At 41.1% G+C, this 26,121-nt stretch carries 24 protein-coding genes and 1 pseudogene; 14 read left to right on the top strand and 11 right to left on the bottom strand.

What is annotated here, in order from left to right:
* Positions 1-11 precede the first annotated feature (11 nt).
* The 6 genes and pseudogenes from IPP74_07890 (at position 12) to IPP74_07865 (ending at position 6,897) form a co-directional block, all read left to right on the top strand.
* Positions 12-761 carry a hypothetical protein gene (locus IPP74_07890; GenBank protein MBL0319194.1) on the top strand — a complete coding sequence of 250 codons (750 nt, stop codon included), beginning with the start codon at positions 12-14 and terminating at the stop codon, positions 759-761.
* A 45-nt stretch (positions 762-806) separates the two neighbouring features.
* Complete coding sequence (locus IPP74_07885) at positions 807-1,331, top strand: hypothetical protein (protein MBL0319193.1); 525 nt, start codon at positions 807-809, stop codon at positions 1,329-1,331.
* A 241-nt stretch (positions 1,332-1,572) separates the two neighbouring features.
* Positions 1,573-2,421, top strand: a complete 849-nt coding sequence (locus IPP74_07880) for a DUF488 domain-containing protein (GenBank protein ID MBL0319192.1) — start codon at positions 1,573-1,575, stop codon at positions 2,419-2,421.
* 1 nt (position 2,422) lies between these two features.
* Positions 2,423-3,217 carry a hypothetical protein gene (locus tag IPP74_07875; protein ID MBL0319191.1) on the top strand — a complete coding sequence of 265 codons (795 nt, stop codon included), beginning with the start codon at positions 2,423-2,425 and terminating at the stop codon, positions 3,215-3,217.
* Between the two features lie 832 nt (positions 3,218-4,049).
* Positions 4,050-5,141, top strand: a complete 1,092-nt coding sequence (locus IPP74_07870) for a Fic family protein (protein MBL0319190.1) — start codon at positions 4,050-4,052, stop codon at positions 5,139-5,141.
* 573 nt (positions 5,142-5,714) lie between these two features.
* Positions 5,715-6,897: pseudogene (locus IPP74_07865) on the top strand (IS256 family transposase).
* On the opposite strand, the gene IPP74_07860 reads toward IPP74_07865, so the two are convergent.
* Positions 6,878-7,201, bottom strand: a complete 324-nt coding sequence (locus IPP74_07860) for a hypothetical protein (GenBank protein ID MBL0319189.1) — start codon at positions 7,199-7,201, stop codon at positions 6,878-6,880. The pseudogene IPP74_07865 and the gene IPP74_07860 overlap by 20 nt on opposite strands.
* 235 nt (positions 7,202-7,436) lie before the next feature.
* On the opposite strand from IPP74_07860, the gene IPP74_07855 reads away from it, so the two are divergent.
* Complete coding sequence (locus tag IPP74_07855) at positions 7,437-9,233, top strand: alpha/beta hydrolase (GenBank protein MBL0319188.1); 1,797 nt, start codon at positions 7,437-7,439, stop codon at positions 9,231-9,233.
* 414 nt (positions 9,234-9,647) lie between these two features.
* Here IPP74_07855 and IPP74_07850 read toward each other — a convergent pair whose 3' ends face one another.
* From IPP74_07850 to IPP74_07840, 3 genes are all read right to left on the bottom strand, one after another.
* Positions 9,648-10,325 carry an alpha/beta fold hydrolase gene (locus IPP74_07850; GenBank protein MBL0319187.1) on the bottom strand — a complete coding sequence of 226 codons (678 nt, stop codon included), beginning with the start codon at positions 10,323-10,325 and terminating at the stop codon, positions 9,648-9,650.
* 217 nt (positions 10,326-10,542) lie between these two features.
* A complete protein-coding gene (locus IPP74_07845) occupies positions 10,543-10,908 on the bottom strand; it encodes a hypothetical protein (protein MBL0319186.1) in 366 nt (121 codons plus the stop codon).
* Positions 10,909-10,981: 73 nt separating this feature from the next.
* Positions 10,982-11,116 carry a hypothetical protein gene (locus IPP74_07840; GenBank protein MBL0319185.1) on the bottom strand — a complete coding sequence of 45 codons (135 nt, stop codon included), beginning with the start codon at positions 11,114-11,116 and terminating at the stop codon, positions 10,982-10,984.
* Positions 11,117-11,325: 209 nt separating this feature from the next.
* On the opposite strand from IPP74_07840, the gene IPP74_07835 reads away from it, so the two are divergent.
* On the top strand, positions 11,326-11,709 hold the full coding sequence (locus tag IPP74_07835) for an HU family DNA-binding protein (GenBank protein MBL0319184.1): 384 nt from the start codon (positions 11,326-11,328) through the stop codon (positions 11,707-11,709).
* A 375-nt stretch (positions 11,710-12,084) separates the two neighbouring features.
* The gene (locus IPP74_07830; GenBank protein ID MBL0319183.1) at positions 12,085-12,540 is read left to right on the top strand and encodes a hypothetical protein; all 456 of its coding nucleotides are present in this window, start codon (positions 12,085-12,087) and stop codon (positions 12,538-12,540) included.
* A 99-nt stretch (positions 12,541-12,639) separates the two neighbouring features.
* Here the strand turns inward: IPP74_07830 and IPP74_07825 are convergent, their stop codons facing one another.
* On the bottom strand, positions 12,640-13,080 hold the full coding sequence (locus IPP74_07825) for a DNA starvation/stationary phase protection protein (GenBank protein MBL0319182.1): 441 nt from the start codon (positions 13,078-13,080) through the stop codon (positions 12,640-12,642).
* A 95-nt stretch (positions 13,081-13,175) separates the two neighbouring features.
* A complete protein-coding gene (locus IPP74_07820) occupies positions 13,176-14,357 on the bottom strand; it encodes an NAD(P)/FAD-dependent oxidoreductase (GenBank protein MBL0319181.1) in 1,182 nt (393 codons plus the stop codon).
* Positions 14,358-14,478: 121 nt separating this feature from the next.
* Between IPP74_07820 and IPP74_07815 the strand changes: the two genes are divergently transcribed.
* Both IPP74_07815 and IPP74_07810 read left to right on the top strand, forming a co-directional pair.
* The gene (locus tag IPP74_07815) at positions 14,479-14,730 is read left to right on the top strand and encodes a hypothetical protein (GenBank protein MBL0319180.1); all 252 of its coding nucleotides are present in this window, start codon (positions 14,479-14,481) and stop codon (positions 14,728-14,730) included.
* 222 nt (positions 14,731-14,952) lie between these two features.
* Positions 14,953-15,444 (top strand): hypothetical protein, encoded by a 492-nt coding sequence (locus tag IPP74_07810; protein MBL0319179.1) that lies wholly within the window; start codon positions 14,953-14,955, stop codon positions 15,442-15,444.
* Positions 15,445-15,646: 202 nt separating this feature from the next.
* Here the strand turns inward: IPP74_07810 and IPP74_07805 are convergent, their stop codons facing one another.
* Positions 15,647-15,829 (bottom strand): putative selenoprotein, encoded by a 183-nt coding sequence (locus IPP74_07805; GenBank protein MBL0319178.1) that lies wholly within the window; start codon positions 15,827-15,829, stop codon positions 15,647-15,649.
* Positions 15,826-17,877 carry a carbon starvation protein A gene (locus IPP74_07800; GenBank protein MBL0319177.1) on the bottom strand — a complete coding sequence of 684 codons (2,052 nt, stop codon included), beginning with the start codon at positions 17,875-17,877 and terminating at the stop codon, positions 15,826-15,828. Before IPP74_07800 ends, IPP74_07805 begins: the two co-directional genes overlap by 4 nt.
* Before the next feature lie 119 nt (positions 17,878-17,996).
* On the opposite strand from IPP74_07800, the gene IPP74_07795 reads away from it, so the two are divergent.
* The 3 genes from IPP74_07795 (at position 17,997) to IPP74_07785 (ending at position 21,192) form a co-directional block, all read left to right on the top strand.
* On the top strand, positions 17,997-18,569 hold the full coding sequence (locus IPP74_07795; GenBank protein MBL0319176.1) for a LemA family protein: 573 nt from the start codon (positions 17,997-17,999) through the stop codon (positions 18,567-18,569).
* A gap of 17 nt (positions 18,570-18,586) precedes the next feature.
* Positions 18,587-19,657, top strand: coding sequence for a DUF3137 domain-containing protein (locus IPP74_07790; GenBank protein MBL0319175.1), 1,071 nt, complete (start codon positions 18,587-18,589; stop codon positions 19,655-19,657).
* Positions 19,658-19,776: 119 nt separating this feature from the next.
* Positions 19,777-21,192, top strand: a complete 1,416-nt coding sequence (locus IPP74_07785; GenBank protein MBL0319174.1) for an amino acid permease — start codon at positions 19,777-19,779, stop codon at positions 21,190-21,192.
* A 119-nt stretch (positions 21,193-21,311) separates the two neighbouring features.
* On the opposite strand, the gene IPP74_07780 is transcribed toward IPP74_07785, so the two are convergent.
* The 3 genes from IPP74_07780 to IPP74_07770 all read right to left on the bottom strand — a co-directional run bounded on the left by IPP74_07780 (position 21,312) and on the right by IPP74_07770 (position 26,049).
* On the bottom strand, positions 21,312-22,541 hold the full coding sequence (locus IPP74_07780) for a DNA recombination protein RmuC (GenBank protein ID MBL0319173.1): 1,230 nt from the start codon (positions 22,539-22,541) through the stop codon (positions 21,312-21,314).
* Between the two features lie 22 nt (positions 22,542-22,563).
* Positions 22,564-24,345, bottom strand: a complete 1,782-nt coding sequence (locus IPP74_07775; GenBank protein MBL0319172.1) for a cation:proton antiporter — start codon at positions 24,343-24,345, stop codon at positions 22,564-22,566.
* A gap of 69 nt (positions 24,346-24,414) precedes the next feature.
* A complete protein-coding gene (locus IPP74_07770; GenBank protein MBL0319171.1) occupies positions 24,415-26,049 on the bottom strand; it encodes a type IV secretion system DNA-binding domain-containing protein in 1,635 nt (544 codons plus the stop codon).
* Positions 26,050-26,121: the final 72 nt, after the last annotated feature.

Raw genomic sequence — 26,121 nt, 5'->3', positions numbered from 1 at the left:
TAAAAAAATTTATGAGAATATTAGCAATTTTTTTTATAGTTGTTTTATCGAGTCTGACGCAAGTTTTTGCAGCAGATCATCCCAAGCACTGGCCAATTAAAAAAAAATCAATGCACAGTCCAGTAAAAATCAGCCTCTCATATTGGGGAGGTTTAGCTATTGCTCCTAATAGCCATGATTATGCAGCCAAAGAATTGAAAGAGAAAATGACGGGTATCCAGAAACACATTCAATCCTCAAAAGAGGCCCTCATTGAATTAAATCAAGATAACACCTGGGAAGAAATTATCGAGTTAAATCCTTTCTGGAAAGGGGGATATTTGCCATATTTAATGGGAAAGAATTCTGGCCAGGAAGGTTATGGACAGCATCCAACTACCCTTCCTCTAGAATGCGGATATTTAGTAATTGATAAACAGGATTTTGTTTGGCCATTCCCTAATAAGGGGCCATGCGAATGGTTGTTATATGAATTCGCATGGCGAATAAATAGGACAAGTAGGGTATCTGTGATAACACCCATAGGTTTCCACGAACGGCCAAAAAAGAAAAATTATGCAAAATCTAGACCCATTCCAGTTGAAACAGGTGTACAAACAGCACATTATGGCCCTGAGGGATTTCCAGCAGGCGATCCTTATTTCGCTCAAGGAGTTATTGGTAGTTTAGAAGATAATGATTTTCGAATTACCAGCATTGAAGAGGATATTGAATTTGATCCTAATAAGTTACAAGCACTTTATCTTCATGATATCAAATGAGGTAATTGCAAAATTATTTTCTGATTCACATTTGGACTTGGGAAGATATGTGCAGCACTCGATAGGCAGCATCCGCGCGATTTATTTGATATCAAATACATGCTTCTAAACGACACATTTACAGATGAGATAAAACGTGGCTTCCTATTATGCCTGCTAAGCAGTGATCAACCACTTCATCAATTATTACGCCATAACCATATCGACCAAACACGTACATTGGATGAGCATTTTAAAGGTATGACGGAAGACAATTTTACGTATGAAGAATTTGAAGCAACCCGTCTATTACTCGATGAAACCATTAAAACATTGCTTACCGATAATGACCGTTCTTTTATTCTTAGCTTTAAAGCCGGCGAACCTGAATGGGAGAAATTTGGATTCAGTGATTTTGAAAAATTCCCTGCCATTCAATGGAAATTACATAACATCCGAAAACTTAAAACTAGCAACCGTACGAGTCATCAACAACAATACTTGGCTCTGGAAAAAATATTGAAGGCTTCCAGTTCTTCCTCACAAATCCTTAGCCTCCTCCAAAACAGCATCACGAAGATGTCGGTTTAATTCATTTTCAAAGATAACATTAACCGGCCTTCCAATTAGCTCGATTAGTTTTGACAATCTCCACATAGCGAAGGAATTTGGGGACTTAACGAGGAAAAAATTATTTTCATCTGCGCACTTGCATTCAGCAAAATCAATCTGCTACATTGTATATAAGATGCAAGAAGCTATTAAATAATCCCTGAATTTGATATAATTCACACGAATCTTTTAATACCACTACAACCAAGAAAGAACGATTATGAAACTTATCCATCGAATGAAAGTTCTTATGTCCGTTATACAGGAATTAGGCGGCACTATAACCAACGAGCGTTTTCATAAATTATTATTTTTATATTGCACAGAGTTTAGTGAGAATAACGCTTATTATGAATTCATCCCACTAGCAAATGGACCTTTTTCTCTCCAGGCTGAAGCCGATAAAACTATTTTAAAAAATAAATATCAACTAGAAAATTTACAAGACTGGGTTGCATCACCCAATATAGAACGTCATGCTATTTCGCTTGATCTCTTTGAAAAAATGGCTGTTCAACAATTAAAGAATGCCTGGAAAGACAAAAGCTCTGAAGAGCTTAATTCCTATATTAAACAAACATTTTCTGACTACGCCGCCTCGGAAAATGCGTCTCTTCCCTGTGATGAAATAAGCTTCTTCACCATTGGTTATGAAGGACGCAGCCTTGAAGGGTACTTAAATATCCTACGTAGAAATCAGGTACGGCTCCTATGTGACGTACGGAAAAATGCCTTTAGTCAGAAATATGGCTTCTCCAAAGAGGAGCTAAAGAACGCACTAGCCCTGATTAGTATCCAATACACGCATATTCCAGACCTGGGAATTGCTTCTGAAAAACGCCAGAATTTAAATAATGACCATGATTATAGTCAGCTGTTTGACGAATATGATAAACAAACCCTTACAAAACAACATGATAAAATAGAGTTACTTTTAAATTTGCTTGAACAACACAAACGTATCGCCATCACGTGTTTTGAAGCAAGTGTGTATCACTGCCATCGCAGCAAAGTAACATCCGCATTAAAATCAATGAAAGGTTTTATTTATCCAATAAGGCATTTATGATATGGAAGATACAAAAATACTTATTACAGTAAAAACATACCCACTGCCTTCTAAAAGTCACCTTGAAACCGTATGTACAGCTGGCATTTGCGAAGATGGACGTTGGGTACGCTTATATCCCGTTTCTTTCCGGCAAATGGATAAGGAACAACGTTTCTCTAAATATCAATGGATTCAAGTTCCACTCATTAAAGATACTCGTGATCCAAGACCGGAGAGCTATAAGCTTGCTGGTAGTATAATTCCTCTTAATAAACTTGATACGAACCAACTTTGGGACAAACGTAAGGAGATCGTTTTAAATCAAGTCTATACCAATCTTCAATTGTTAATAAACGAAGCAAGGGATACCTCTATATTCACTTCGCTTGCTACATTCAAACCTGAAAAAATTATATCGTTTCAGGTTATAAATAATCACTCAATTCACGAAAAAAAGATCCAACATAAAGTACTTGAAATGCAGTTAGGAAAGGAAATAGGAAAACGTCTTGCTGAAAAAGTACCGTATTCGTTTTATTATATATTTACGGATGACTCAGGAAAAAGAAGTCGCATGCAAATTCTTGATTGGGAAATTTATCAACTCACGCGCAAGTTAATCCATAAATATAGGGGAAACAAAGGAATGATCTATTCCCATCTTAAAGCAAAATATTTCGATGAATTCACTCAAAATCGTGACCTATATTTCTTTCTTGGAACGCATAAATATTGGCATATACGCAGAAGCACTAATCCTTTTATGATCGTAGGAATCTTCTATCCACCGAAGCAAGATATAGTTATACATTAATTTCTGCGAGTAATTTCGATCCAATCCTTATCTTTATTTACTCAGCTTTTATCTCAAGAGTCATCATATCGATTGGTTCATATTTTCTATGATCCTAGTATGCCAGATAGCTGCTTTTTTGTTTCACAGATATTCGAAGCGAATCGGGATAAGGTATTAAGTGATCGCTCTTCAGACATTTAAAACCCTAAAGTTTGCTCATCTCATTCAAAAAAATACTATACGAAGAGCTTCCAATTTTTCTTCATAAGTATTTTGCCTTTCAGACAGCATCACAAAGATGGCATTTTTAAGTGTATAATTAATTCTATAAAGGTACTTATAGTACCTTCATATCAATATTTTCAAACTAAATAGCTTGATCAATTTTATCAGCGATAGTTGGCATAATTTTCTCCTTTTCCAGAACTATAATCAATATTACAAGTTATGCAATTAAATAATGTCAATTAGAATCCATTGCATATTTACAATATTTTATTGTTTCATTAATTATTTATTAAATTCAAGATAATTAACCCAATCATGGCCGGCCTAACCTACCTCCCCTACTTCATTACCCCATCACAAGAACAAACTCTCCATAACTATATCGACCAATAAAAATATACTATTTCGCGCCCAATATAGCCTATATTATAATACTGACTAACAGCCTTGCTGATGCTATAATACACGCCAAACCCCTAGACCGTATTTTAATACTTGCTAAATCTTCTTCCTCTATTATAATACGGGCCAGCACCCTTGCTAATGTTATAATATAGGCTAGCCCCTCAGCCCGTATTTTAATATCATCAGAGCTGGCAAAATAATAAAATAGAGAGCTTTTATGCCCGATTTTATCCTTAAAAAATTACCTATTCATATAAAAATTGATTACCCTAAGGAAGCTTATATTCTGATATCAAAATATGATGGGATGGTTGAGCTGATTGAAAATCCGGAAATTTTAACAACGTTGTTATTCATGCAAGAAGCCGTGACATCCTCTAATATTGAAGGAACCATTGCGACCATTTCAGATATCTTAAATTTTAATGTTGGTGATGAAATAGGTGAAAGGAAAAGTCTAGATATACAAGAAATCGAAAACTATCAAGACGCTTTAAAATACGCTATTAAAGAAGTAGAAGATAAAAATTATCTTATAACACCTTCCTTGCTTAAGAACATTCAGCATATCCTATTAGATAACGTTAGAGGAAAAGATAAACTAAGAGGAGTATTTAAGAAAAATCAAAACTATATCGGGAATAAATATGATCAGAAAATCACCTACATACCTGTTTCTCCACTTCTAACTACTGATTATGTAGAGAATCTTATTGAATATATTAACAGCTCTATTCCAAATGAATTAGATCCTCTCGTTAAAATTGCTATAATTCATGCGCAATTCGAATTAATCCATCCTTTTGAAGATGGGAATGGCCGAGTAGGAAGGATACTTATACCACTTTTACTGCGGAAATATAAAATAGTGGAAAGCCCTTTTTTCTATGCAAGCTATTATTTAGCTAAAAATAGAAACGTATATATAACAAGCCTAGAAAATATATCCAGCCATAATGATTGGGAAAGCTGGATCTATTTTTTCATTAAAGCGATGACAGAACAAGCTAAAATTTCAATGAATATCATAAGGGATTTGAATCAAATAAGAAAAGACACAAAAGATAAGATTAGTGAATTAAAGACATCCTTTTCTATACAAATAATTGATTTCTTATTTGAAAAAATAAAATTCGATACACTTTATTTTAGTAAGAAAACTGGCATTAATATTAATACGGCAAGAGCATTATTAAAAGAAATGGTTGCTAAAGAAATATTATCTGTTGAAAAGGTTGGTTCCGGCACAAAATCCAGCATTTATAAATTCAATGCGCTGTATGAAGTGATCAAGAAAATTGAATCTTAGAATAGATTGAATATATTGCGCAGGGCTTGGTCCACGATTGTTAGATGAACGCTCGCCTTCGGCTCACCGCTCATCTTCTAACAACCGAGGGTGGATTCTTACCCATACACGCCGTCATACTCACCTTTTTTAAGCAGCATGAGCCATAGGCAATAATGTAAAGCAAGTTTGTTGGTCATCACGCCTCACACTAAGAACCCCTTTTATCCTCAAACCATCTTAGGCCATGTAAGACAGAAAGAATCCTGTCTAAGGCAAAGCAGTCTTCATAAATTATCAACAGCAAATAAAAATCTCTGTTTCTAAGGAAATAACGGGCGCAGTTCAGAATACAGATTGTGATCTTTATTGACCATCGCGGATTTAGGGTTAGCCATTGCCCCTAGCGTAATGCTATCCCCTTCCATTCCGGGAGTGTTTAAATAACTGTGTCAGTTTCATCAATAGCTGTATATAACAGCGCAACAGGAGAAACTGATTATGAAGAAACAAACAAAAAGAAAAAGCCGTGTCCCCGAATTAACCCCATTGCAACAGGAGATCATCGCGTCGATCAGATCTGGTAAATCCCTGATGGGTGAAGGAGGTGTTTTGACCCTCTGTGATCAAGGGAGCCCTGGAGGCGGTTTTAGAAGGGAACTTGAATCACATCTGAGTGTTGAAGGAGATAAAAGGGTTTATCATGCCGAACCTACTTTAGTGCCTTCCCCACACAAACCGTAGGAACGGAAAGAGCACCAAGACGATGCGTAGCGAGCATGGGACATTTGAGCTTGTGACTCCCCGCGATCGTGAATCGAGCTTTGATCCCCAGCTTGTGAAGAAACGACAGACGGTACTTACCGATGAATTGGATAGCAAGATCCTGGCGTTGTTTGGGCTTGGCATGAGCTATGCTGAAATCTCCGGTCACGTGAAGGATATGTATGCGTATGAGGCTTCTCCCGCTACGATAAGCGCAGTAACTGACAAGTTGATTCCACTGATTGCGGAATGGCGAAGTCGACCACTGGAAGCGCTTTACCCGATTGTCTTCCTTGATGCGATGTTTTTAAAACCCGTGAGGGTGGCGAAGTTAAAACGAAAGTCATCTATAATATCCTGGGCATAGATAAGGACGGGCATAAGGAGATTCTTGGCTTTTATGCTGCAGAAAGTGAAGGGGCAAACTTTTGGTTGGGAGTACTAAACGACTTGAGGCAGCGTGGCGTAAAAGACATACTTATAGCCTGCATCGATGGTCTGAAAGGTTTTCCTGAAGCCATAAATACACTATTTCCACACACTGAAATCCAACTCTGTATTGTGCATCAGATTCGTAATTCCCTAAAATATGTAGCCAGTCGTGATCAAAAGGAATTTATGGGTGATTTAAAGGATGTTTATAAGGCACCTTCCAAAGATGCTGCAGAGTATAACCTGTTGAAACTAGACGAAAAATGGGGGACAAAATATCCCTGTCCTCAAATCATGGAATAATAATTGGCACCATTTGTCCGCGTATTTTAAGTATTCCGCTGAAATACGCAAGATGATTTATACCACCAATGCCATTGAGGGCTTTCATCGACAGGTCAGAAAATACACGAAAACCAAGGGTGCATTTACAAGTGAAAATGCACTGTTTAAACAGCTATTCTGCGCCATAGAACGCATTAAAGAAAAATGGACTCATCCCATCCAAAATTGGGCATTGACCATTTCTCAGTTGCATATATACTTTGGAGACCGTGTGGTCATAGACCTAAAAAACTAAGCCCTGACACAGTTGGGTGAACCTTCTCTCCATTCCCATTGTTATAGCCAATTCCATTCACCCGTGGGTGTTCGCGTTGGCTACTCTTTTGCTGGTTAACCTCTTCTTTCAACATTTCTTGAAACTCTTCTTCTGGTATGGGCTGACAACCTTCTATCTTACAATCGTTTAGATAGGACTGGTATGCCTCATTAGCCATTTGGGCTGCTTGGTTCAGATGCCCTTTTGCCTCATCGTGCTTCTTATTTGCATCATTTTTTAACAATTCACCAATCGTTTTCATTAGGCTTTTTACTTTGCTCATAAAAATATTCTGCCATTCTATTTAGAAATATCCTCTTATATTAAACCAGTTAATTGATTTGTAAGCTAGCTTTTTTAGAGCAGAACAAATGTCGTATAAACGTCATGAACAATGAAATAAATAACAATAATTATCAATAATTCATATTACCTCAACATTTATATAATATTATATTGATAAAGTTATTCATATTCAACTAATTAAAACGTTAATTTTCCTAATGACGGAGAAATAAATGAAACAAGTAGCTAATTTTCTTGTCAACAATGCCTTATACAACCCCCATGCGGCGCTGATCCTTGACAAGAAATTGAAATCAGAGGACCTCACACACCCCCTTGAGAAATTACGGAATATAATGACGCCTAGCTTTTCAGGTTTGAATAATGTTTACACGACTTATAATGATCAAATTAATAAAGAATATAAAAATCAATTAAAGTCACTGGCCAATCAAAAAACAATAAATACTAAGGCAATAGTTAATTTTGATCATACAGAACTTACTTATAGTGACCTGCTTAAAGCTAAAAAAGTTTCTATTAATTTGGACCGCGCTCCCCGAAAATCATATTATCTTAAAGCCCAAGAAGGGAGACCTACTATGGTATTTTTTCATGGCAATATCGGGCAGGCTTCCCAGGATTTCGCTAAATTATACGTCGATGCTAAAAAAGAGGGCATTGGCCTTCTGTGCGTGGAATACACAACCTTTACCAAAAAAGGCAGAAAAGCACAGGCTCCAAGTGAGTCTGAAATTAACAAAGACGTCCAAGATGTCATACATTTCCTTCATTCCCATGATATTACTCAGATCATCCCCACCGGCGCATCACTTGGTACGGCAGTAGCAACAACATTAGCCCATGAATGCATAACGAATTACCACAATCTTCAGTGCGTCGGGCTGGTGCTCGATTCGCCTTTTACTAGCGCTAAACATGCGGTAAAGGGATGGGCCGAACTGAATATGAAACACCTTGCAGAACACGAAAAAATTGGGCAAAAGGCAATTAACTATGTCGTGAATTCGTTAAAGGACGAATGGGATAGTATTAACAAAATTACGAAAATAAACGTTCCCACGATCGTCTTAACGCCCATGACAGATGATATTGTACCCAAGGAACAACATGAGGAATTATACGCCTTTGCAGCCGGCAATTCTTCTTTGGTTTGCTATGATTCAGTGCATGCCAATGCTTCCAGCAGCCTTTTAATAAGCAACGCCAGTTTGTGCGAGCGTATCTTTATATTAGAAAAGAGCTCTATCTATACAAATATAACACTAGCGGTAATCAGATCCATAGATAAAACATTTGATAATCTGGATATTGATATGAGCTCGCTTGATACAACCAAAGCACTCCTTACCAGTCAAATAGCAAAAGGACTAGCAACTCCAAAAAGTGTTTCATTTCATCAAATGGATCCACAAAAAATCGATTATTTATTGCGATTTCTAGAAGATACGTTAACAAACAATCTTAGCAATCCTAAAATACAACAAGATATTATTACGTCCTCTCCCGATGCAGGAGAATTCAAATTTGATTTAGATCGTTTGACTAATTTGTCGATAAAAATGGCTTTAAAAAGTGTGAAGAAAAGTAATACACACGATGCTGATCAAATGAATCCGAAAGCTACATCACAGGATCCAGCACGTGTCCTGGCAGAACGGCATATACAACGTTATGCACAGAAGATCGCTTTTCTAGAAAATAAAGCAGAAAAAAAGGAGTTAGGAGCTCAAAGAAAACAGATAACGATCAATCTTGTCCAAAAATATGAGACAAAAAATGAAAAGCCCGAACGCGTTAACCATGCTGAAATTGAAAATTTCAAACATAAGATTAGTAAAAAAAATATAATAAGTAAGAGCATCGACAAAACAGAGATATCTGATCATTCAGCAGATACCTATAAGAAAAAAGAAAGAAAGAATGAGCCTTCAGAAAATTCCACATTTTCTGAAAAATCCAAACGAGGCTCAAGAAGCGAATCTGAAAATAGCCATGAACGACAATAGCCTTTCAATGGCCGAACGCTTTCAGGGTTTGTTTGGTATGTATCCTTTTTAAGCGAAGCCATATGAGATAGGAATTGCGCCGGTCGCGCACTAAGTATTGTGTTGGGTCCACGATTGCTAGATGAACACTCGCCTACGGCTCGCCACTCATCTAACAACCAAGGAGGACGGATTTTTGGGGTGGATTTTTAGCCATACACGCCGCCATACTCACCTTTTTTAAGCAGTATGAGCCGTAGGCGAGTGCTGATTAAAAGAGGCATTGCTCATCTGTGAATATTTCTTTCCACCCAGATATATGATTCATAGCAACGTAGTGCCCCCCCTCATAAGCTCAAACCGTTACGTTACGAAGGCATATATCGTTCAAGCGTTGATTTCCACTGTCTATACGAACGATAGGGATAATCATTATCAGGTCATTGTATCAGGAAATGTTCCATGTTTGAGAAAATAAGCTGTGCTTTGTTGAATCTCTTTATTTTTAGGAAAGTACATATGGCACGTCCGAACAACCTTATGGGCTTTCATATCTTTTAACTTGGTACTTTCCACCGAAACACTGCCATCACCTTCGCCTGGCATCAGATACGAAATAAAAGGTAACCGGGTAACATTGCCCGCAATACCCCCCAATTCATAATCTATCTTGCCAAAAAGAGACTGTATCTCTGCAATATCTTTGGTTCCAAGCTGCTGTCCTGCTGGACCATAGAATTTTCTATAAAGAAAATTTTGTTTTAAAAAATCCGCCACTTCACTCCCATGGTTGGGTGTGCCAAGCAATACCACCCTCCCCAAATGTGCCGGTCTGTCATGCTGGATAATTCCCCGTGCGATCAATCCGCCCATAGAATAGCCCACAAAATGCACTGTACTTGTTTTATCCGTGATGCGGGCCTCAATATCCTTTGCCGTGCGCTCTATCAATTCCGCCAATGGATAACGAGTCGATGGGTAATCAATGTTCAACACCTCGTACCCCTTCCCTTCTAAAAAACGTGCAAGGGGTTTCATATGCCTACTCGTACGGAAAATACCGTGCAGGATCACCACATATTCCTTTGCCTGTAGCGTAGATAATAGGACCATATATAATTTTAAAACACAATGGAGACAATCGACTTAAATCCATTAAACCGTCTCCGGAATCCTTTGTCCAATGCTTTACCTTTTAGCATTGAGAGTTATGTAGAGGGCTTCTAAAAGCAAATCCTAATTTTTTCAATCATTCACCTGCGGGGGCGGGGGTATTGGTGGGGCACTTACTCCCTCTAAATTCACGAAAGACTATACTTCCCTTCACCTCTCACCCCTTCAGCGTATGCGTCACCAGCTCCGCCCAAATATACAAATAACAGGTATAAGGCAGCGTACAATGTTTTTCAAAATAGCTAATGAATTCTTCCATCGAATCCTCTTCACAACCCATCATTTCCAAAAATTCGGCATCATCATATTCCTCAATCCCCTCTATACGGTCTTTAAAAACAGTAATTTTACGCACATCCGTACATCGAGCCACCTTCAGCATTCTGGCTTTGCGCGTCCTAAGGCCTGTATATAATTGCAGGGTATCACCTGGCTTTGCCCGTCTTGTGGGGCGTATCGTGGCGCATTTCTCGCCAGACTCCACTTTTTTTATCTGCGCTTTTATAAAGTTAAATGCTACCATACTCCGCCCTCAGACCTTTTTAACACGAAATCCAAAATCCCGTAACGATGGGCACTCATTCTGCCGTTGTCAATCAACCATCTATTAATACCAGAATAGCCATTATTTGTCCCTTGTTGTTCATCACTACATGAAGCTTCAATCCAAACAACCATCCCATGGTTGTTTGGCCTCTTTTGGCTAATCCTTCAAATACTTTAGGTCGCATGATATGTTTATTATGCAATGGTGACGAATGTTGCTTTCTTCAAAGGGCAAAAAAACATAGAAAAACCAATCATTTCCAACAAAAAACTCTTTTTATCATAACCCGCTTTCATCTTTTAACTTCTCGTTAACTTCTTTGCGATATCACCATACATAGCCTGTTCATTCAGGCGCTTCATTCTGATTTCACACTAAAGAAGGACCTTCATCATGGCTAAAAAGAAAAAAAGCAAATCTACCGTCACCAGAAGCAAACCAGCTCCTGCTGCAATTCGTCCAGTTAAAGAAACCTTGACCAAATCTGCATTGCTGAACCTGATCGCAGATAAAAATGATATAACACGCAAACAAGCTGGTGAGATTTTGAGCACCATTGAAGGCGCAATCCTTGGTTCTGTTCATCCAAGAGGCGTCGGTGAATTCACGTTTCCTGGATTATTAAAAGTGACGTTACGCAAAGTTCCTGCACGTAAAGCAGGTACATTGGTACGCAATCCTGCTACTGGCGAAATGGTAAAAGCAGCGGCAAAACCAGCTTCTGTTCGCGTCAAAATTCGTGCTTTGTCTAAACTGAAAGCTGCTACATGTAGTTAATGAATGCCGCTTATGTATACTTGCTCCCCTCCATTTGCGGAGGGGAGAGCTGCATCGGCATATATTCAATTATCACTAAAATAAATGATAAATATATGTCATGATTCATCAAACATGCCGCCCAGAGCAACTGTCGTCTCGATTCCCACATGAACATTTTTCCACGTTAATCTCGAAGAATTTGTTATCGCTGATAGTGAAAACCCTGATTCTGGAAAGAGCTCCCCAAAAACAGCACGCGATACCCTTAAACGGCACACAATCTCTGCAAGAGGCGCATTCACGCACAGAGTGGAATAATTTAAAACCGCAGGATTATTATTGGTTATTCGTATCACCCATGTGAACGTCTCTAACTTGTACAATGGATAATGTATGAACATCAACACAAATGCTAAAAAATTGTCATATCTAACGTTAACGGTATCGATGGCCATGGTTACTTTTATGGCATCGACCGCTGCTAAAGCACAAGAATCCTATTGCCGGGAATATAACCAAACATTTACCATCGGCGGCGAAACCCAGCACGGCTTTGGAACAGCATGCCTTCAGCCGGATGGTTCTTGGGAAGTTATGTCTCAACATAATAACCCACAGGACGTATCCAGACCAACGGATATTACCTATGTGGTGCGCGAACAAAATGTCTACGTAGTCCCCAACCGGTATATTTTTGCTCCTGGACATCCGTGGAACCACCGCCCCATCAATGTTATTGTGAGAGCATCGCCGCGGTGGATGTATGAACGTGGCAACCACCAACACCGGGAAAACTATAACCACCGCCACCATTCCCGCGATACGCATGATATTAAGGTCAGATGGTAACAGACATAAACTGTGGAAAGCCAGCATGCTCAAAACGTGCTGCCTTCCACCAAATGCCTAGCTAATACACATCTAAATACGCGATTGCTATTTACCTATTTACTCAGTACAGCTTTTAAGCATCCAACGATTTTTACGATGAACCGTAAGGCGTTGGATTAATGCATCAGCAACCACTTCATCCCCAGCCTTCTGCGAAACGGATAAGGCTTTATCCAGCGTTTTAATAATAGCCTGCTGGTCATTGACTAAATCTTTGAGCATGCCTTGCGCATTTATTTTATCACGCGCATCATCTATGGCTGTTGTGGATGCCAGGCCTTCGAATGATATTTTTACTTTTTCATCAAGCCCACGTATCAATTCAGCCACTGTATCAATAGCCTCGGCCAGTTCTTTATACTGGTCTTCAAACAATTCATGCAGCGACTTAAAGTCTGCCCCTTCGACATTCCAATGATAAATTTGCGTTTTTAAATACAGCGCATAGCTATCTGATAAAACCTGCTCTAACGACACGACAACTGGATTTTTTTTCATTTCGTTACCTTTTATAAAATCAACTCACCACCATTGCTTATACCATTAATCATCGCTTAATACATCTATCTTCATGCACACGGTTAGACCATGTGTTAGACATGCTGCCCTGCAGCAAAACCGGATGACCATGCCCACTGAAAATTAAATCCTCCCAAATGGCCAGTTACATCGACTACTTCACCTATAAAATATAAACCTGGAACCTTCTTAGCCTCCATAGTCTTTGATGAAAGCTCATCTGTATTCACCCCACCTAATGTTACTTCGGCTGTCCGGTAACCCTCGGTTCCACAGGGGATAAAACTCCATTGCGTCAAAGAATTGGCAATTGTTTGCAAGGATATATTAGAGAGATCTGCCATTTTTCCGCTAAATCCATACTCACTACACAGATAAAGTGCCAAACGTTTTGGAAGATATTGCGCTAATAATGTTTGAATCTCCAATCGCGGTTGCTGCTGACGTTCGTATTTAAGCCAAGCCAGCACATCACGTGAAGGCATCAAATCAATCGAGACTTCCTGTGATTCACGCCAATAAGAAGATGCCTGCAAAACGGCTGGACCACTTAACCCACGGTGGGTAAAAAGAATGGCTTCGTTAAAAGCTCCTTTGCCTGTTAGCACCCTTACATCATCAAGACTGACCCCCATCAATTCCTTTTGTTTTTCTAAGCGGTGCTCATCAAAGGTAAAAGGAACTAATGCCGCACGTGTAGGAATGATATCTAATCCAAATTGTCGTGCAATCTGATGGCCAAAACCTGTTGCTCCCATTTTGGGAATAGATAAGCCACCACAGGCCATCACTAATGACTCGCATGTATAGTGCCCCTGGCTGGTTTGAACTAAAAACCCCATTTCTCCTTTGGATATAGCTTCGATGGTCGTTTGCGTGCGTATGGACACTGTTGCTTGGTTACATTCTTCAACCAGCATCGATATAATATCACCAGCACTCCTATCACAAAAAAGCTGTCCATGTTTTTTTTCGTGGTAGGGAATGTCGTATCGCTCTACCAGTGAAACAAAATCTTTTGGTGTATAACGACGCAATGCGGATACGCAAAAATGGGGATTAGCAGAAAGAAAATGAATAGGCGCAGTATGAATATTCGTAAAATTACAGCGGCCTCCACCAGAAATACGAATTTTTTCTGCAACCTTTTTTGCATGATCAAAAATGGCTACACTGCGGCCGCGCTTACCCGCTTCAATCCCGCACATTAAGCCGGCTGCACCTGCTCCTATAATAATAACTTGATAATGTAACATAGATGAGAATCTAAACACCCTTTTTAAATTAATGCAATACCTTACCTGCAATGATCAGAATTTGTTAATCAATTGCTGCTAGCGTGAGAAATGTTGATTAACACTAAAAAAGGGGCCATTTATGGTTAAGAAAAAAGTAACTGCTAAAAGACCTGCTGCTAAAAAAGTAGCAACTAAAAGACCTGCTGCTAAAAAAACAGCAACTAAAAGACCGGCTGCTAAAAAAACTACAGCTAAAAGAACTGTTGCTAAAAAAACTGCTGTTAAAAAAACAGTACGTAAAGCAGTTAGAAAACCAGCGGCTAAAAAAGCTACAGTTAGAAAAACTGTTGCTAAAAAACCAGCTGCTAAAAAAGCTGCTGCTGCAAAGTAGTGTGAGGGTGAAGCTTGCTTCACCTGTCCACTTTGACCAGGAGTATCTCCTGAGTAAAGGGCATCTCTGGAATATCATTTTTAAAGTGAGATTCCGGAGATGTCCTTTTTTATGTGAACCCACACAATCCAAATTAAATAATAATTTATTATTTAATATTCATTTCATTAATTATTAAATATTTCTCTATACTATAATATTAAATGCAATATGGAGAAAGAAATGCACTATAATTTATTAACAACATTTATGTTGTGTATGTTAACAGCCACGACAGCAGGCTGTGCCTCAATCACCAAGGGTCCTACCAAAAACATTTCTATCAATACCACTCCAACAGAAGGTGCCGAATGTCAGCTTACGAATAAAGCAGGAAGTTGGACCGTTGAACAAACGCCTGCCATGGTGAATGTTCATCGCGATAACTCTGCCATGGAAATTTCCTGTAAGAAAGGGACCATGGCGGGAAAACAACGCATTTCCTATTCTCCTGAACCTGCCGCTTTTGGAAATGTTGTGATGATAGGCGGATTAGTAGGTGCGGCCATCGATCTCAAAACAGGTGCGGCATTCAGTTATCCAGATAAAATTACTATTGACCTTACTGGAGGGCCATCCTCAGATGAGGACACAAAGACTTCAGCTAATAAGCAGGCGGATAATTCGATTACAGAAAAATCGGCCATTCTACTGATAGGAAAAGAAAAATCTTAGCCATTCAGTGAATCATTTAAGAGACTCTATGCCCAAATCCCATTCTTACACAAGCCGTGAAGAGGCTTTAAACGCATTAGCATAAGTCTCTCAATTTTCCCAACCGGATGGGTGCGAATTGGAAATTTATAATATGGCAAGAAGCAGCAAAAGGATATCCAGTAAAGGACAATGATTAGAAACCATAATACCCACACACACGTTAACAACACCGATTAATTTTACTCCAGCGCTCTTGTTGAATATAACGATAGTGGGCTTTACGATCCATAGGCCGCCTATTGGGATGCACAAGCCGGTGATGTCGCAGATAATCCGCATAAGCATGATTGCCATTTAGCCAGTGAATCAGCAACCTGCCATAATATACTAACTGCCGTATCATGCTGCTTCCGTAGCAGGTAATGGCATAAAGGGTTCTTCCGATGAAGGCTTTATGGTTTTACCACTGATAACGCCATAGCATACAGAAAGCATATCGATGAAAATAACCCATAACAACACCATAAAGAAAACAGCCAGCAAGCCTACCAATTGCTGATTGAATGCCAACTGACCCGCAATGGCAATTTTTTCTGGGGGTAATAATCCATTGGCTGCTTTCGTAACGATATCGCGTGCACCAGCAAAGAAACCAATTTTGGGATCGGCTGAGAATACCTTTAACCACGCAGCAGACGTTGTAATGGCAAGAATCCATAACAGCGGCACAAACGTTACCCAGGCATATTTAATTTTTCCCGATTTCACCAGCATCGTCGTGGCAGCACACAAGGCAATACCCGCTAACATTTGGTTCGATATACCAAACAAAGGCCACAGCATATTAACGCCACCATTGGGATCGATAACCCCGGCATAAAGGAAATAACCCCATGCACACACAATCAGCGCACTGCTAAATAATACAGAAGGATACCATGACACTCTACCCAATGGCTCCCACACATGCTTTAATACATCCTGAAGCATAAAGCGCCCTACCCGCGTTCCAGCATCCAACGTTGTTAAAATAAACACGGCCTCAAACATAATGGCAAAATGGTACCACATGGCCAGCAGATGTTTTCCAAAAACAGTGCTGAAAATATGCGCCATTCCCACGGCTAACGATGGGGCACCACCGGTTCTGGCAAACAACGTTTTTTCGCCCATTGCCTGCGCCAGGTCCTGCATCTGTTCGACACTTACCGGAAAGCCCCAGCCTGTAATGGTTGCAACAGCATCCGCAGGTAATGCTCCCACAGCTGCTGCAGGTGCATTGATAGCAAAATAAACACCTGGGTCAAGGACACATGCAGCAATCATCGCCATCACCGCCACAAACGATTCAAGCAACATGCCACCATAACCAATCATGCGGATATCTTTTTCATTGGATAAAATTTTAGGTGTTGTTCCCGATGCTATCAATGAATGGAATCCAGACACGGCACCGCACGCAATCGTGATAAACACAAACGGAAATAGAGCTCCGCTGAAAACCGGCCCCGTGCCATCAATGAAGCGGGTTAGTGCCGGCATGTGAATCGATGGATTCATCATTAAAATGGCAACGGCTAATAAAAAGATCGTACCCAATTTAAGAAACGTAGATAAATAATCACGCGGGGCCAGCAATAACCACACCGGCAAAACAGCGGCTATAAATCCATAGGCAACGATTGCTCCGGCAAGGGTAGTGGCGTCCCGGTCAAAGAAATGGCTAAAGACCGGATGAAGCTGTACCCATTGACCGCCAAAAACAGCCGCCAAAAACAATGCAACTCCTAGAATAGTAGCCTCCAGCACCCTTCCTGGACGAATGTGATATAAATAGGTTCCGATCAACATAGCGATAGGAATCGTTGCAAATACCGTAAATGTTCCCCACGGGCTGTGGTTCAACGCTTTAACGATGACCAATCCCAAAACCGAAATCAAAATAATCATAATGGAAATCGTGCCAATCAAAGCCGCAATACCACCAATGGGACCTAATTCGTCCTTTAACATTTTTCCTAATGAACGGCCACCGCGTCTGGTTGAACAAAACAGGATAATCATGTCCTGCACACAACCACCTAATACCGCACCAATAATAATCCATAACGTACCAGGCAAGTAGCCAAACTGTGCGGCCAACATAGGTCCAATCAATGGGCCAGGTCCGGCAATCGCTGCAAAATGATGCCCAAACACAATCCAACGATTAGTAGGAACATAATCTCGACCATCATTGATTCTCCAGGCCGGCGTTGCGCGCGTTGGATCAAGGCTCAATACGCGTGCTGCAATCCAGGCACCATAGACACGATATGCAAAAAGCTGCGTACAAACGGAGGCAATGATAAACCAAAGGGCTGAGACATTTTCACCCCTGTAAAGCGCAATTCCACCTAATGCACTCGCACCCACAATACCCAACAAAGCCGTAACTAGAAAACGAACCATTTTTTTCCTTTGAAATGAACTGGCTACTCTTATAGCATAAGTGGATGCGGTATCAATCGAACTTTAATCTTTTTCATCGATGATACCCTCATCCAATCTAAGGAACTGATCTTATGACGATGTCGACTGCGCTTGCTATAATGGGAATCCTACTTGTTGGAATGTATAGTTGGTATGTCACGCTGATTAAAAAGCGAAACAAGGCTCTAGAAGCACTTTCTGGTGTGGATGTATTCCTGCGGCAACGTTTTGATTTGATCCCTAATATTTTGGCCATTGCCCAAAAATACATGCAGCATGAAAAATCACTCCTGGAAGAAGTAACCTCTTTGCGTGCTAAAGCCGATCAGAATTATGATCCTAAAAGCCGCCAACAAGTTTCCGAACATTTGCAAGCATCCGATTTACTCAATGCTCGGTTTTCCCAGCTTATGCTTGCCGTTGAGAATTATCCTGACCTTAAAGCCAATCAAACCATGCTCGAAGCCATGCAGACCAACAATGAAGTAGAAGGCCACATTGCTGCCGCACGGAGGTTTTATAATGCGTCCGTCACCACCCTTAATAATGCAGTAGAAATCTTCCCTGGTAATCTCATTGCCAGAATGGTTGGGGTGACAAAAATGCCTTTCTATGAAACCGATGCATTATCAAAAGAACCCATTAAAGCTTCACAGATTTTTTCTTCTTAGTGAGAACATTCATCTTTATGTCCTTATTGATCAATCCTTTTGCTGCCTGTTCTTCCACAGTAAAAAGGTGGGTGCATTCGCATAAAGACCCCTTTTATAGACTCAAAAAAACCACATTTTCTCCTGAATTCCTCACCCAGTTCCAACCCTATTTTGATACGCATCTCAACCATTCATTAACAGCTCTGGATCAAGAACGTCGACATACATTAAAACGTATGATTATCCAAACGTTCTGCATCTTCCCATTTATTTTAGGATGGGCGTGGATGTTTTATCATCCAACGTCATTTGCAGGTTTAAATATCCAACATCCGGAATTGCTTAACCTGATAGGTACCATGAGTTTGCTTGTGGGACTCGGTTTTATTTGGTCGCCGGTGGTGCGTTTTAAAATTAAAACCAAAGAACGGATCATCCCCCCTATCCTTCATTACTTTGATCCTTCGTTTGTTTATCAATGCCAATCGCCTTTTAAAAGCCGTGATTTAACTCCGTTTGGTATTTTGCCGTTGCATGATATTTCAAAATACGAAGATTACATAAGTGGCCATTTTAAACAGACCTTTATTGAACTCACCGAATGTACCCTGCAAAAAAAGATTGTCGAGTATCGCAATAGAAAACAACATGTTCGTCACGTCACCTTGTTTCACGGTTTGTTTGTTGTTCTTGAAATGAACAAACCGTTTAATGGCAAAACGGTTATACTTCGCGACGAGGGAGCCATTGGCAATTTATTTCAAAATCGCATGTCTGGGCTTCAAAAAGTAAGCCTGGAAGATCCTCGTTTTGAAAAACAATTTGAAGTCATTTCATCTGACCAAATCGAAGCACGTTATCTGCTTACGCCTAGCTTCATGGAGCGTTTGCTGGAGTTATCCAACACCTTCAGCCATAAACTTCAATGCAGTTTTTTAAATAACCAGATTCTGTTAATGATTCCCTGCCAAGGCAATTTGTTTGAAACCACAACCCTTTTCAAGTCTCTTTCGTTTGAAGCCACGATACACCCCCTTCTTAAAGAATTGGAAGTGATTTTAGGCATTGTGGATACACTCAAACTGAATGAGAAAACAAGGATTTGATGTAACCTCACCACAGCCTCACTTCCAGCTGCATGGACTCGCTTAAATACAAAATAATCTTGCCATTCAAACTACACTGTTATAGATTCCGGCAAGGAAATTAAGGAATAGGTGAACAAATGTTATTTTCAATCAACGCAATCACGCGCAAAAAACTACCCTCAGATCAAGATACATCCGAGCATTTGCGTTCCTGCTTAACAGGGTTTGATTTATTTCTGCTAGGTGTTGGCGCCATCATCGGTACCGGCATCTTTGTCTTAACCGGTATTGCTGCCGCCACTCAGGCAGGCCCTGCGGTGATTTTATCCTTTGTTGTTTCTGGTCTTGCCTGCGCGTTTGCCGCACTTGCCTATTCCGAACTTGCAGCCAGCATTGGTGGATGCGGGAGCGCCTATGGTTATTCATACGCTGCCTTTGGTGAATTAATGGCCTGGATTATCGGCTGGGATCTTATCCTCGAATATGGTGTGGCCGTTGCTGCCGTTGCTAACGGTTGGTCGGGTTATTTTAATACTGCACTCACCGCTATTGGTATAGGACTTCCCGATTATCTTACCAAAAGCCCTGAAAATGGTGGCATATTCAATGTATCTGCTGCCTCTATTATCCTGATATTAATGGGATTTTTATTGGTTGGCGTTAAAGAAAGTTCGCGTTTTAATGCGATTATGGTGTTTATTAAATTAGTCACTATTTCTGTTTTCATTGCAGTAGCGGCTACACATGTCCAACCCGATTTATGGCATCCTTTCATGCCTTTTGGATGGTTCAGCAAATCGCCTGATGGTACCACGACTGGAGTACTGGCTGCGGCTTCCGTTGTGTTCTTTGCCTATATGGGATTTGATGCAGTATCGACCGCTGCAGAAGAAGCCAAGAACCCACAAAAAGATATACCTTATGGTATTCTATCCTCATTGGCTTTCTGTACTGTTATCTACATTGTGGTTTCATTATTGCTCACCGGTATTGTTCCTTATACCTCGCTCAATGTGTCGTCTCCAGTTGCCCATGCCTTGCTGCAAATCGGCATTAAATGGGCATCAGCTTTAGTTGCCGGTGGCGTTATCGCCGGCTTAACAACGGTGATGCTGGTTCTGTATTATGGCCTCACCAGGATTATTTTTGCCATGTCTCGTGATGGTCTTTTGCCACCATCCCTCAGCCACGTACACCCTAAACGCTTAACACCCGATCGCACCACCATTATCTGCGGTTTGTTCATGGCATTTGCCGCTGGTCTGTTGCCACTTAAAACGCTGGCCGAACTGGTGAATGTAGGCACACTTGCTGCTTTTGTCTTGGTCTGCGCTGGCGTGATTGTACTACGTAAAACACGCCCCGACATGACACGTCCATTCAAAATACCTTTTGGGCTTGTTATCCCTGTGTTAGGTGTCATTTCATGCTCAGCCCTCATTGGATTCCTGCCCCTCGTAACCCATCTTCGTTTTGCCATCTGGCTGGCAGTGGGTATGGTGATCTATGTTTTTTATTCAGCAAAAAAGAGTAAGCTGGCCGCGATAAAATGACGTGCCCTCCCCCAAAAAGCCAAACCTTGGTAAAAGCATCCATTTTCGACTAAAAGGGTCAATGGGCTTTTACCCTAAAACGAGCAGTTAGAACAGAGAGAGAGAAGTCCTGAATAGGGTTACTCTTCAATCACCAAAGGTTCTGGCACCAGATGTTCTGGCAACTGCTTACTGGAAGACACGCCTAACTTGCGCATCATTTCAGCACGGTTGATTAGGTTTCCGCGTCCGGTTGAAAGTTTGTTTAAGGCATCATCATACGCCATTTGTGTATCGCCAATGCGTTTACCAATTTTTTGCATATCGTCAATAAAGCCAACAAATTTATCAAACAACTCACCTCCCCGTTTAGCAATTTCCTGGGCGTTGCTATTTTGTTGCTCTAACCGCCAGAGCGATGCTACCGTCCTTAGCGTAGCAAACAAGGTCGACGGACATACCAACACAATGCGCTTATCCCAGGCATAACTATGTATTTCAGGATCGCTTTGTACCGCCAACATATACGCACCTTCTACCGGAATAAACATCATCACAAAATCGGGAGTGCCTATTTTATCTGTATCCTGGTAACGTTTGCTTTCCAGATCTTTAATATGGCCACGTAACGAGTTTTTAAATTCTTTTAAGGCAACCAGGCGCACGGGATCCTCTTCCTCGGCCACAAAGCGTTCGTAATGAAGTAATGAAACTTTGGAGTCGATGACAATATGTTTATTGTCTGGCAACTTAACCACAATATCGGGTTTGAGATGACCGGTGGTTTCAACATGCGCTAGCCCTAATCCCTGTCCTTGTGTTACATAATCCGTATTCTTTCTTAAACCAGAATCAACCAGGATTTTTTCCAGCAAAATTTCTCCCCAATTTCCCTGGACACGATTATCCCCTTTTAAAGCACGGGTTAGGGTTTGCGCCTGTAAGGAAATATGCTGATTTGCTAAGACGATTTTTTCGATTTCCTGCTTAAGTGCAAATTGTTCTTTGGCCTGAGTACCAAACGATTCTTCCACCTTTTTGTTAAACTCGGTAAAACGTTCTTTTAATGGCGTTACCAATTGTTCAATACTGGTTTGCGATTGTTGATTAAATTGCTGGCTGTTTTTTTGAAAAATTTCGTTAGCCACCACTTCAAAATGGGTCTTTAAATAGTCCTGGGTTTGCGCTGCCATTTCCTGCGTGGTTTTAAACCGTTCCAGCAATACCTGGTTGGTTGCCTGTGCTTCCATAAATTGTTTATTTAATCGATCATAAGTTTCACGATTTACCCATAATTGCCTTGCAAGTACCCATGTTGTACCAGCACCAAAAACACCTCCCCCAATCAACGCCAAAACTACCCACATCATGATTACCTACCTTAGTTATATATCAATCCATTCCCAATGATTCTTCATCTGGAAAAGATCTTATCCTATTCAATAACGCCATTTTTTCATCCCGCTTTATATGGACTATTTGGTGGGATGTATGGGCTGGCATACCCATCACGTTCAAAATTTCTTCTGCTATCTGTATACCCGATTCCAGTGTTTCAAGCACTACCGCATTCACCCCCAGGCGTAAAAGTTTTTGAGCCTGAGCCACGTCTTTTACACGCATCACCACGGGTAAGGCAGGCCAGTGACGTTTAATCAAGCGGGCAATTTTTTCTGCAAAATGGACATTATCCACGGCAATAGCAATGGCTTCTGCACGATCAATCCCGGCAAGGCTTAACATTTCGTGACGCGAGGCATTGCCATAAAACACTGGCATCCCACTTTGGGCTAAACGTGACACACGTTCAGCATCCATATCCAGTGCCACAAATGGGATAGATTGTTCCATAAAAATTTCACCCAACATTTGGCCAGTACGGCCAAAACCTGCAATGATGATATGACGCGACAGCGACTGGCTGTCGGCCACTCTTTCTTTGATACGAACCTCGCCATATTTGCGGTCAAGGTGATCGTGAAGCCAACTGGCCAGTTTAGCAACAAACGGGGTCATGAGCATCGACATACTTACCACAATTAACATAAATTGGCCGATCTCTTTTGGAAACAAATAATTTTCAATGCCCAAACCAATGGTCACTAACGCCAATTCACTGGCCTGACCGAGCAGTAACCCTATTTCAACAGCGATACTCAATGGAATTTTAAAAAGCAGCGCCAGGGGAATCATCACCGCCGCTTTAATTAAAAACAGCCCGATAATGGAGATAACCAACCATCCTTCTTTATCGCCGATTACCGAAAAATCAATACCCATTCCCACCGACATCGCAAAAACACCCATCAATAATCCCTTAAAGGGATCCATATCCATTTCAATCTCATGCTTATATTCCGTTTCTGAAAGCAGTAAACCAGCAATGAACGCACCAAGTGCCAGCGATAATCCAGCAGATGCCATCAAAACACCTGCCAGGATAATAACGAGCAAGCTGGTAGCCACGAACATATCGCGGCTATGCGTTAAACCAATAAACCTGAAAAGGGGACGAATAATTACGCGCCCCAGCAACATCACTACAAAAAAAGCACCCACGGCCTGTGCACTGGCTTCGACAAATGTAATGATAATTGTTTCCTGTGAATGTTCGCCGATCATGCCAACCAATAAAAGCACGGGAAGCATGGCAAGATCCTGAATCAACAACACCGCAAAACTGGCTCTACCGAGCAACGAATTCATCCGCCAGCGTTCGGTAAGCAGCTGCATCACAATTGCAGTTGACGACAGTGAAAGTGAGATACCAAGCACAATCGACCCTTGAGCGCTATTGCCAAATCCAAACGCAATCATGCTAATCAATGCAGACGTAATAACCACCTGCAATAACCCAAGGCCAAACACATAACGGCGCATTTCCTTTAAACGCTGGTACGACAGGCTCATGCCCACCATGAAAAACAGGAACATGATACCCAATTCACCCAGCGCTTTAATCCCATCGTAATCGGTGATGAGAATATAGCGTATCCATGGAAATGTTGGCCCCAACTGCGGCAGTCCGTAAGGGCCAAGCAATAGCCCAATCGCCAAAAAACCCAACACCGAACTCATGCGCAGGCGGTGAGTAATGGGAAGGATGATCGTCATCGCTCCCAAAAAAATAATCACTTCACGAAGATGCAGGCCAATGAGGATGTGATCAAGCATAAGATATCTGCAATAGCCATTTACAAGAAAGAGTGTATCGTTAGATAGTACTTGTTTAGCCTGCGTAAATCAAACCTCAACCGGCACCCAACATGTATAGACAATCTGTGCTGGCTGATTAGGCCGAAGCAACACACCGGTTCGCTCTGGCAATGCTTTCACCAGATTTTCTGGAATAGCATATTCTTCTACCATTGTTACGGTGCGCTGGTCGCCCCATGTTTCGGCTCCCCATTCATTGACCTTAATGGTTTCACTGCGTGCCACCTGTTTTTGGACAGTACCGGAAAGTTCAGCAACCCATTGCGCCGTCTCATGATTCACTGCCGCATAACACAACGTCAATTTACAGTTGGTGTTGATGCTGGCTTCAAGTGATTCGCTATCGGATACTCCCTGTTTAGCCGCTCTTATGTCCTTAACGGATTGATAGGCAAGCACAACATTGGCATTAAACCCGACAATCGTTGCCAAGGCATCACCCAATAAATCCGATACCATAAACCGCACTTCATCAATCACTAAAGTAACGTGATGATTGCGCTTCCGCTGAATAAAACTTGATTTGATTGCCTGCATGGTTTCCATAATCAACAAGCTCGCCACCTGTTGAATCAATCGATCATCCAGACTGGCACGCATATAGACTACGGCGTTTTCTTCAAGGCTGCGCATGACCGAAAAACCTTTGCCTTTTTTAGGATTAAGCCTTTCCAGCTGCATCCACTCACGCAATACACCCTGGATGCGCGGTGCTTCATGGTGGCGCGGGTGATGGTGAAGACGTTCCTTTAATTGCTGCAAGCTACCATCCCAATCATGGCATAATTGATCCAAAATCGTGCGTTCCTGCAATTTATAAAAATCCGATTCACCCCCTGAATCATTAAGTCCAAACGCATAAAGAACCCGCGCGCGACGTTCCCTTTCTGTTCCCCCAGCAAAGGGTGCCCAGTTCCCTTTGCCTTCAGGAGAAAAATCCAGCGTAATCATGGTTCTGCCAGTATCCACACACGCTTTTGCCATGATGGTTTCCAAGTGGCGATCGGGTTTGGGGTCAATCACCCATACCCCCATGTTTTTACGGATAGCCTGATCTACCTGCACCCCTAAATGCACCCCCTTACCTACTTGGGTAGGCCCAATAATCTTTTGATTCATTTTGCACCAATCACTCAGCCGGTCATGCACAGGTTGATGAGTATCGGATAAGCCATAAAACATGCTATCCGGGTGATAATAATCAACAGGCAAAAATTGCTTTGGCTTAAGCCGTTGATAATCATAGCGGATATCACTGGCTGTTTCTGTTTTCTGTTCCACCCTTATATATTTTATGAAACGCGATAGCAACGGACGCAGATAACGTTTTCTGCCTATATGACAGCAGATTCCAAGCAATATGGCTAATATCATCATCGAGCTATAACGTTGCCCCATAATCATCAGGAGTGATGCTTGCCACTCTATGCCAATCTTATAGCCAAGCACCGCATGGATCATCCACACAGCTAAAAGGCAGATAATCCATAACCCAATACACGGGCGTAGACCTAAGCGTGCATGCGTTTGCACATCTGTCTTACCGGCCGCCTGCTCTTTTTTTCCAAGCATGATCAGCAACCCCACACCCGCACATAACCCAATCCATAACGATAGGGAATGCAGGATCACCCATCCATAGAACCATAATATCACTTGCATAAGCGTCCTTCTATGCTATTTTTACAATGTTTATACAAAATACAGTTTATTTTCAAGACTTAACATTGTTCA

The sequence above is a fragment of the Alphaproteobacteria bacterium genome, assembly GCA_016722515.1.
GTDB lineage: Bacteria > Pseudomonadota > Alphaproteobacteria > Rickettsiales > JADKJE01 > JADKJE01.
The sequence above is the reverse complement of the archived record's forward strand: the minus strand, read 5'-3'. Positions and strand labels throughout refer to the sequence as shown.

Excerpts from the sequence above, each read along its gene's own strand:
- IPP74_07890 (MBL0319194.1), top strand. The coding sequence starts at position 12 with ATGAGAATATTAGCAATTTTTTTTATAGTTGTTTTATCGAGTCTGACG.
- IPP74_07880 (MBL0319192.1), top strand. The coding sequence starts at position 1,573 with ATGAAACTTATCCATCGAATGAAAGTTCTTATGTCCGTTATACAGGAA.
- IPP74_07875 (MBL0319191.1), top strand. The coding sequence starts at position 2,423 with ATGGAAGATACAAAAATACTTATTACAGTAAAAACATACCCACTGCCT.
- IPP74_07870 (MBL0319190.1), top strand. The coding sequence starts at position 4,050 with ATGCCCGATTTTATCCTTAAAAAATTACCTATTCATATAAAAATTGAT.
- IPP74_07860 (MBL0319189.1), bottom strand. The coding sequence starts at position 7,201 with ATGAGCAAAGTAAAAAGCCTAATGAAAACGATTGGTGAATTGTTAAAA.
- IPP74_07855 (MBL0319188.1), top strand. The coding sequence starts at position 7,437 with ATGAAACAAGTAGCTAATTTTCTTGTCAACAATGCCTTATACAACCCC.
- IPP74_07850 (MBL0319187.1), bottom strand. The coding sequence starts at position 10,325 with ATGGTCCTATTATCTACGCTACAGGCAAAGGAATATGTGGTGATCCTG.
- IPP74_07845 (MBL0319186.1), bottom strand. The coding sequence starts at position 10,908 with ATGGTAGCATTTAACTTTATAAAAGCGCAGATAAAAAAAGTGGAGTCT.
- IPP74_07840 (MBL0319185.1), bottom strand. The coding sequence starts at position 11,116 with ATGCGACCTAAAGTATTTGAAGGATTAGCCAAAAGAGGCCAAACAACC.
- IPP74_07835 (MBL0319184.1), top strand. The coding sequence starts at position 11,326 with ATGGCTAAAAAGAAAAAAAGCAAATCTACCGTCACCAGAAGCAAACCA.
- IPP74_07830 (MBL0319183.1), top strand. The coding sequence starts at position 12,085 with ATGAACATCAACACAAATGCTAAAAAATTGTCATATCTAACGTTAACG.
- IPP74_07825 (MBL0319182.1), bottom strand. The coding sequence starts at position 13,080 with ATGAAAAAAAATCCAGTTGTCGTGTCGTTAGAGCAGGTTTTATCAGAT.
- IPP74_07820 (MBL0319181.1), bottom strand. The coding sequence starts at position 14,357 with ATGTTACATTATCAAGTTATTATTATAGGAGCAGGTGCAGCCGGCTTA.
- IPP74_07815 (MBL0319180.1), top strand. The coding sequence starts at position 14,479 with ATGGTTAAGAAAAAAGTAACTGCTAAAAGACCTGCTGCTAAAAAAGTA.
- IPP74_07810 (MBL0319179.1), top strand. The coding sequence starts at position 14,953 with ATGCACTATAATTTATTAACAACATTTATGTTGTGTATGTTAACAGCC.
- IPP74_07805 (MBL0319178.1), bottom strand. The coding sequence starts at position 15,829 with ATGATACGGCAGTTAGTATATTATGGCAGGTTGCTGATTCACTGGCTA.
- IPP74_07800 (MBL0319177.1), bottom strand. The coding sequence starts at position 17,877 with ATGGTTCGTTTTCTAGTTACGGCTTTGTTGGGTATTGTGGGTGCGAGT.
- IPP74_07795 (MBL0319176.1), top strand. The coding sequence starts at position 17,997 with ATGTCGACTGCGCTTGCTATAATGGGAATCCTACTTGTTGGAATGTAT.
- IPP74_07790 (MBL0319175.1), top strand. The coding sequence starts at position 18,587 with ATGTCCTTATTGATCAATCCTTTTGCTGCCTGTTCTTCCACAGTAAAA.
- IPP74_07785 (MBL0319174.1), top strand. The coding sequence starts at position 19,777 with ATGTTATTTTCAATCAACGCAATCACGCGCAAAAAACTACCCTCAGAT.
- IPP74_07780 (MBL0319173.1), bottom strand. The coding sequence starts at position 22,541 with ATGATGTGGGTAGTTTTGGCGTTGATTGGGGGAGGTGTTTTTGGTGCT.
- IPP74_07775 (MBL0319172.1), bottom strand. The coding sequence starts at position 24,345 with ATGCTTGATCACATCCTCATTGGCCTGCATCTTCGTGAAGTGATTATT.
- IPP74_07770 (MBL0319171.1), bottom strand. The coding sequence starts at position 26,049 with ATGCAAGTGATATTATGGTTCTATGGATGGGTGATCCTGCATTCCCTA.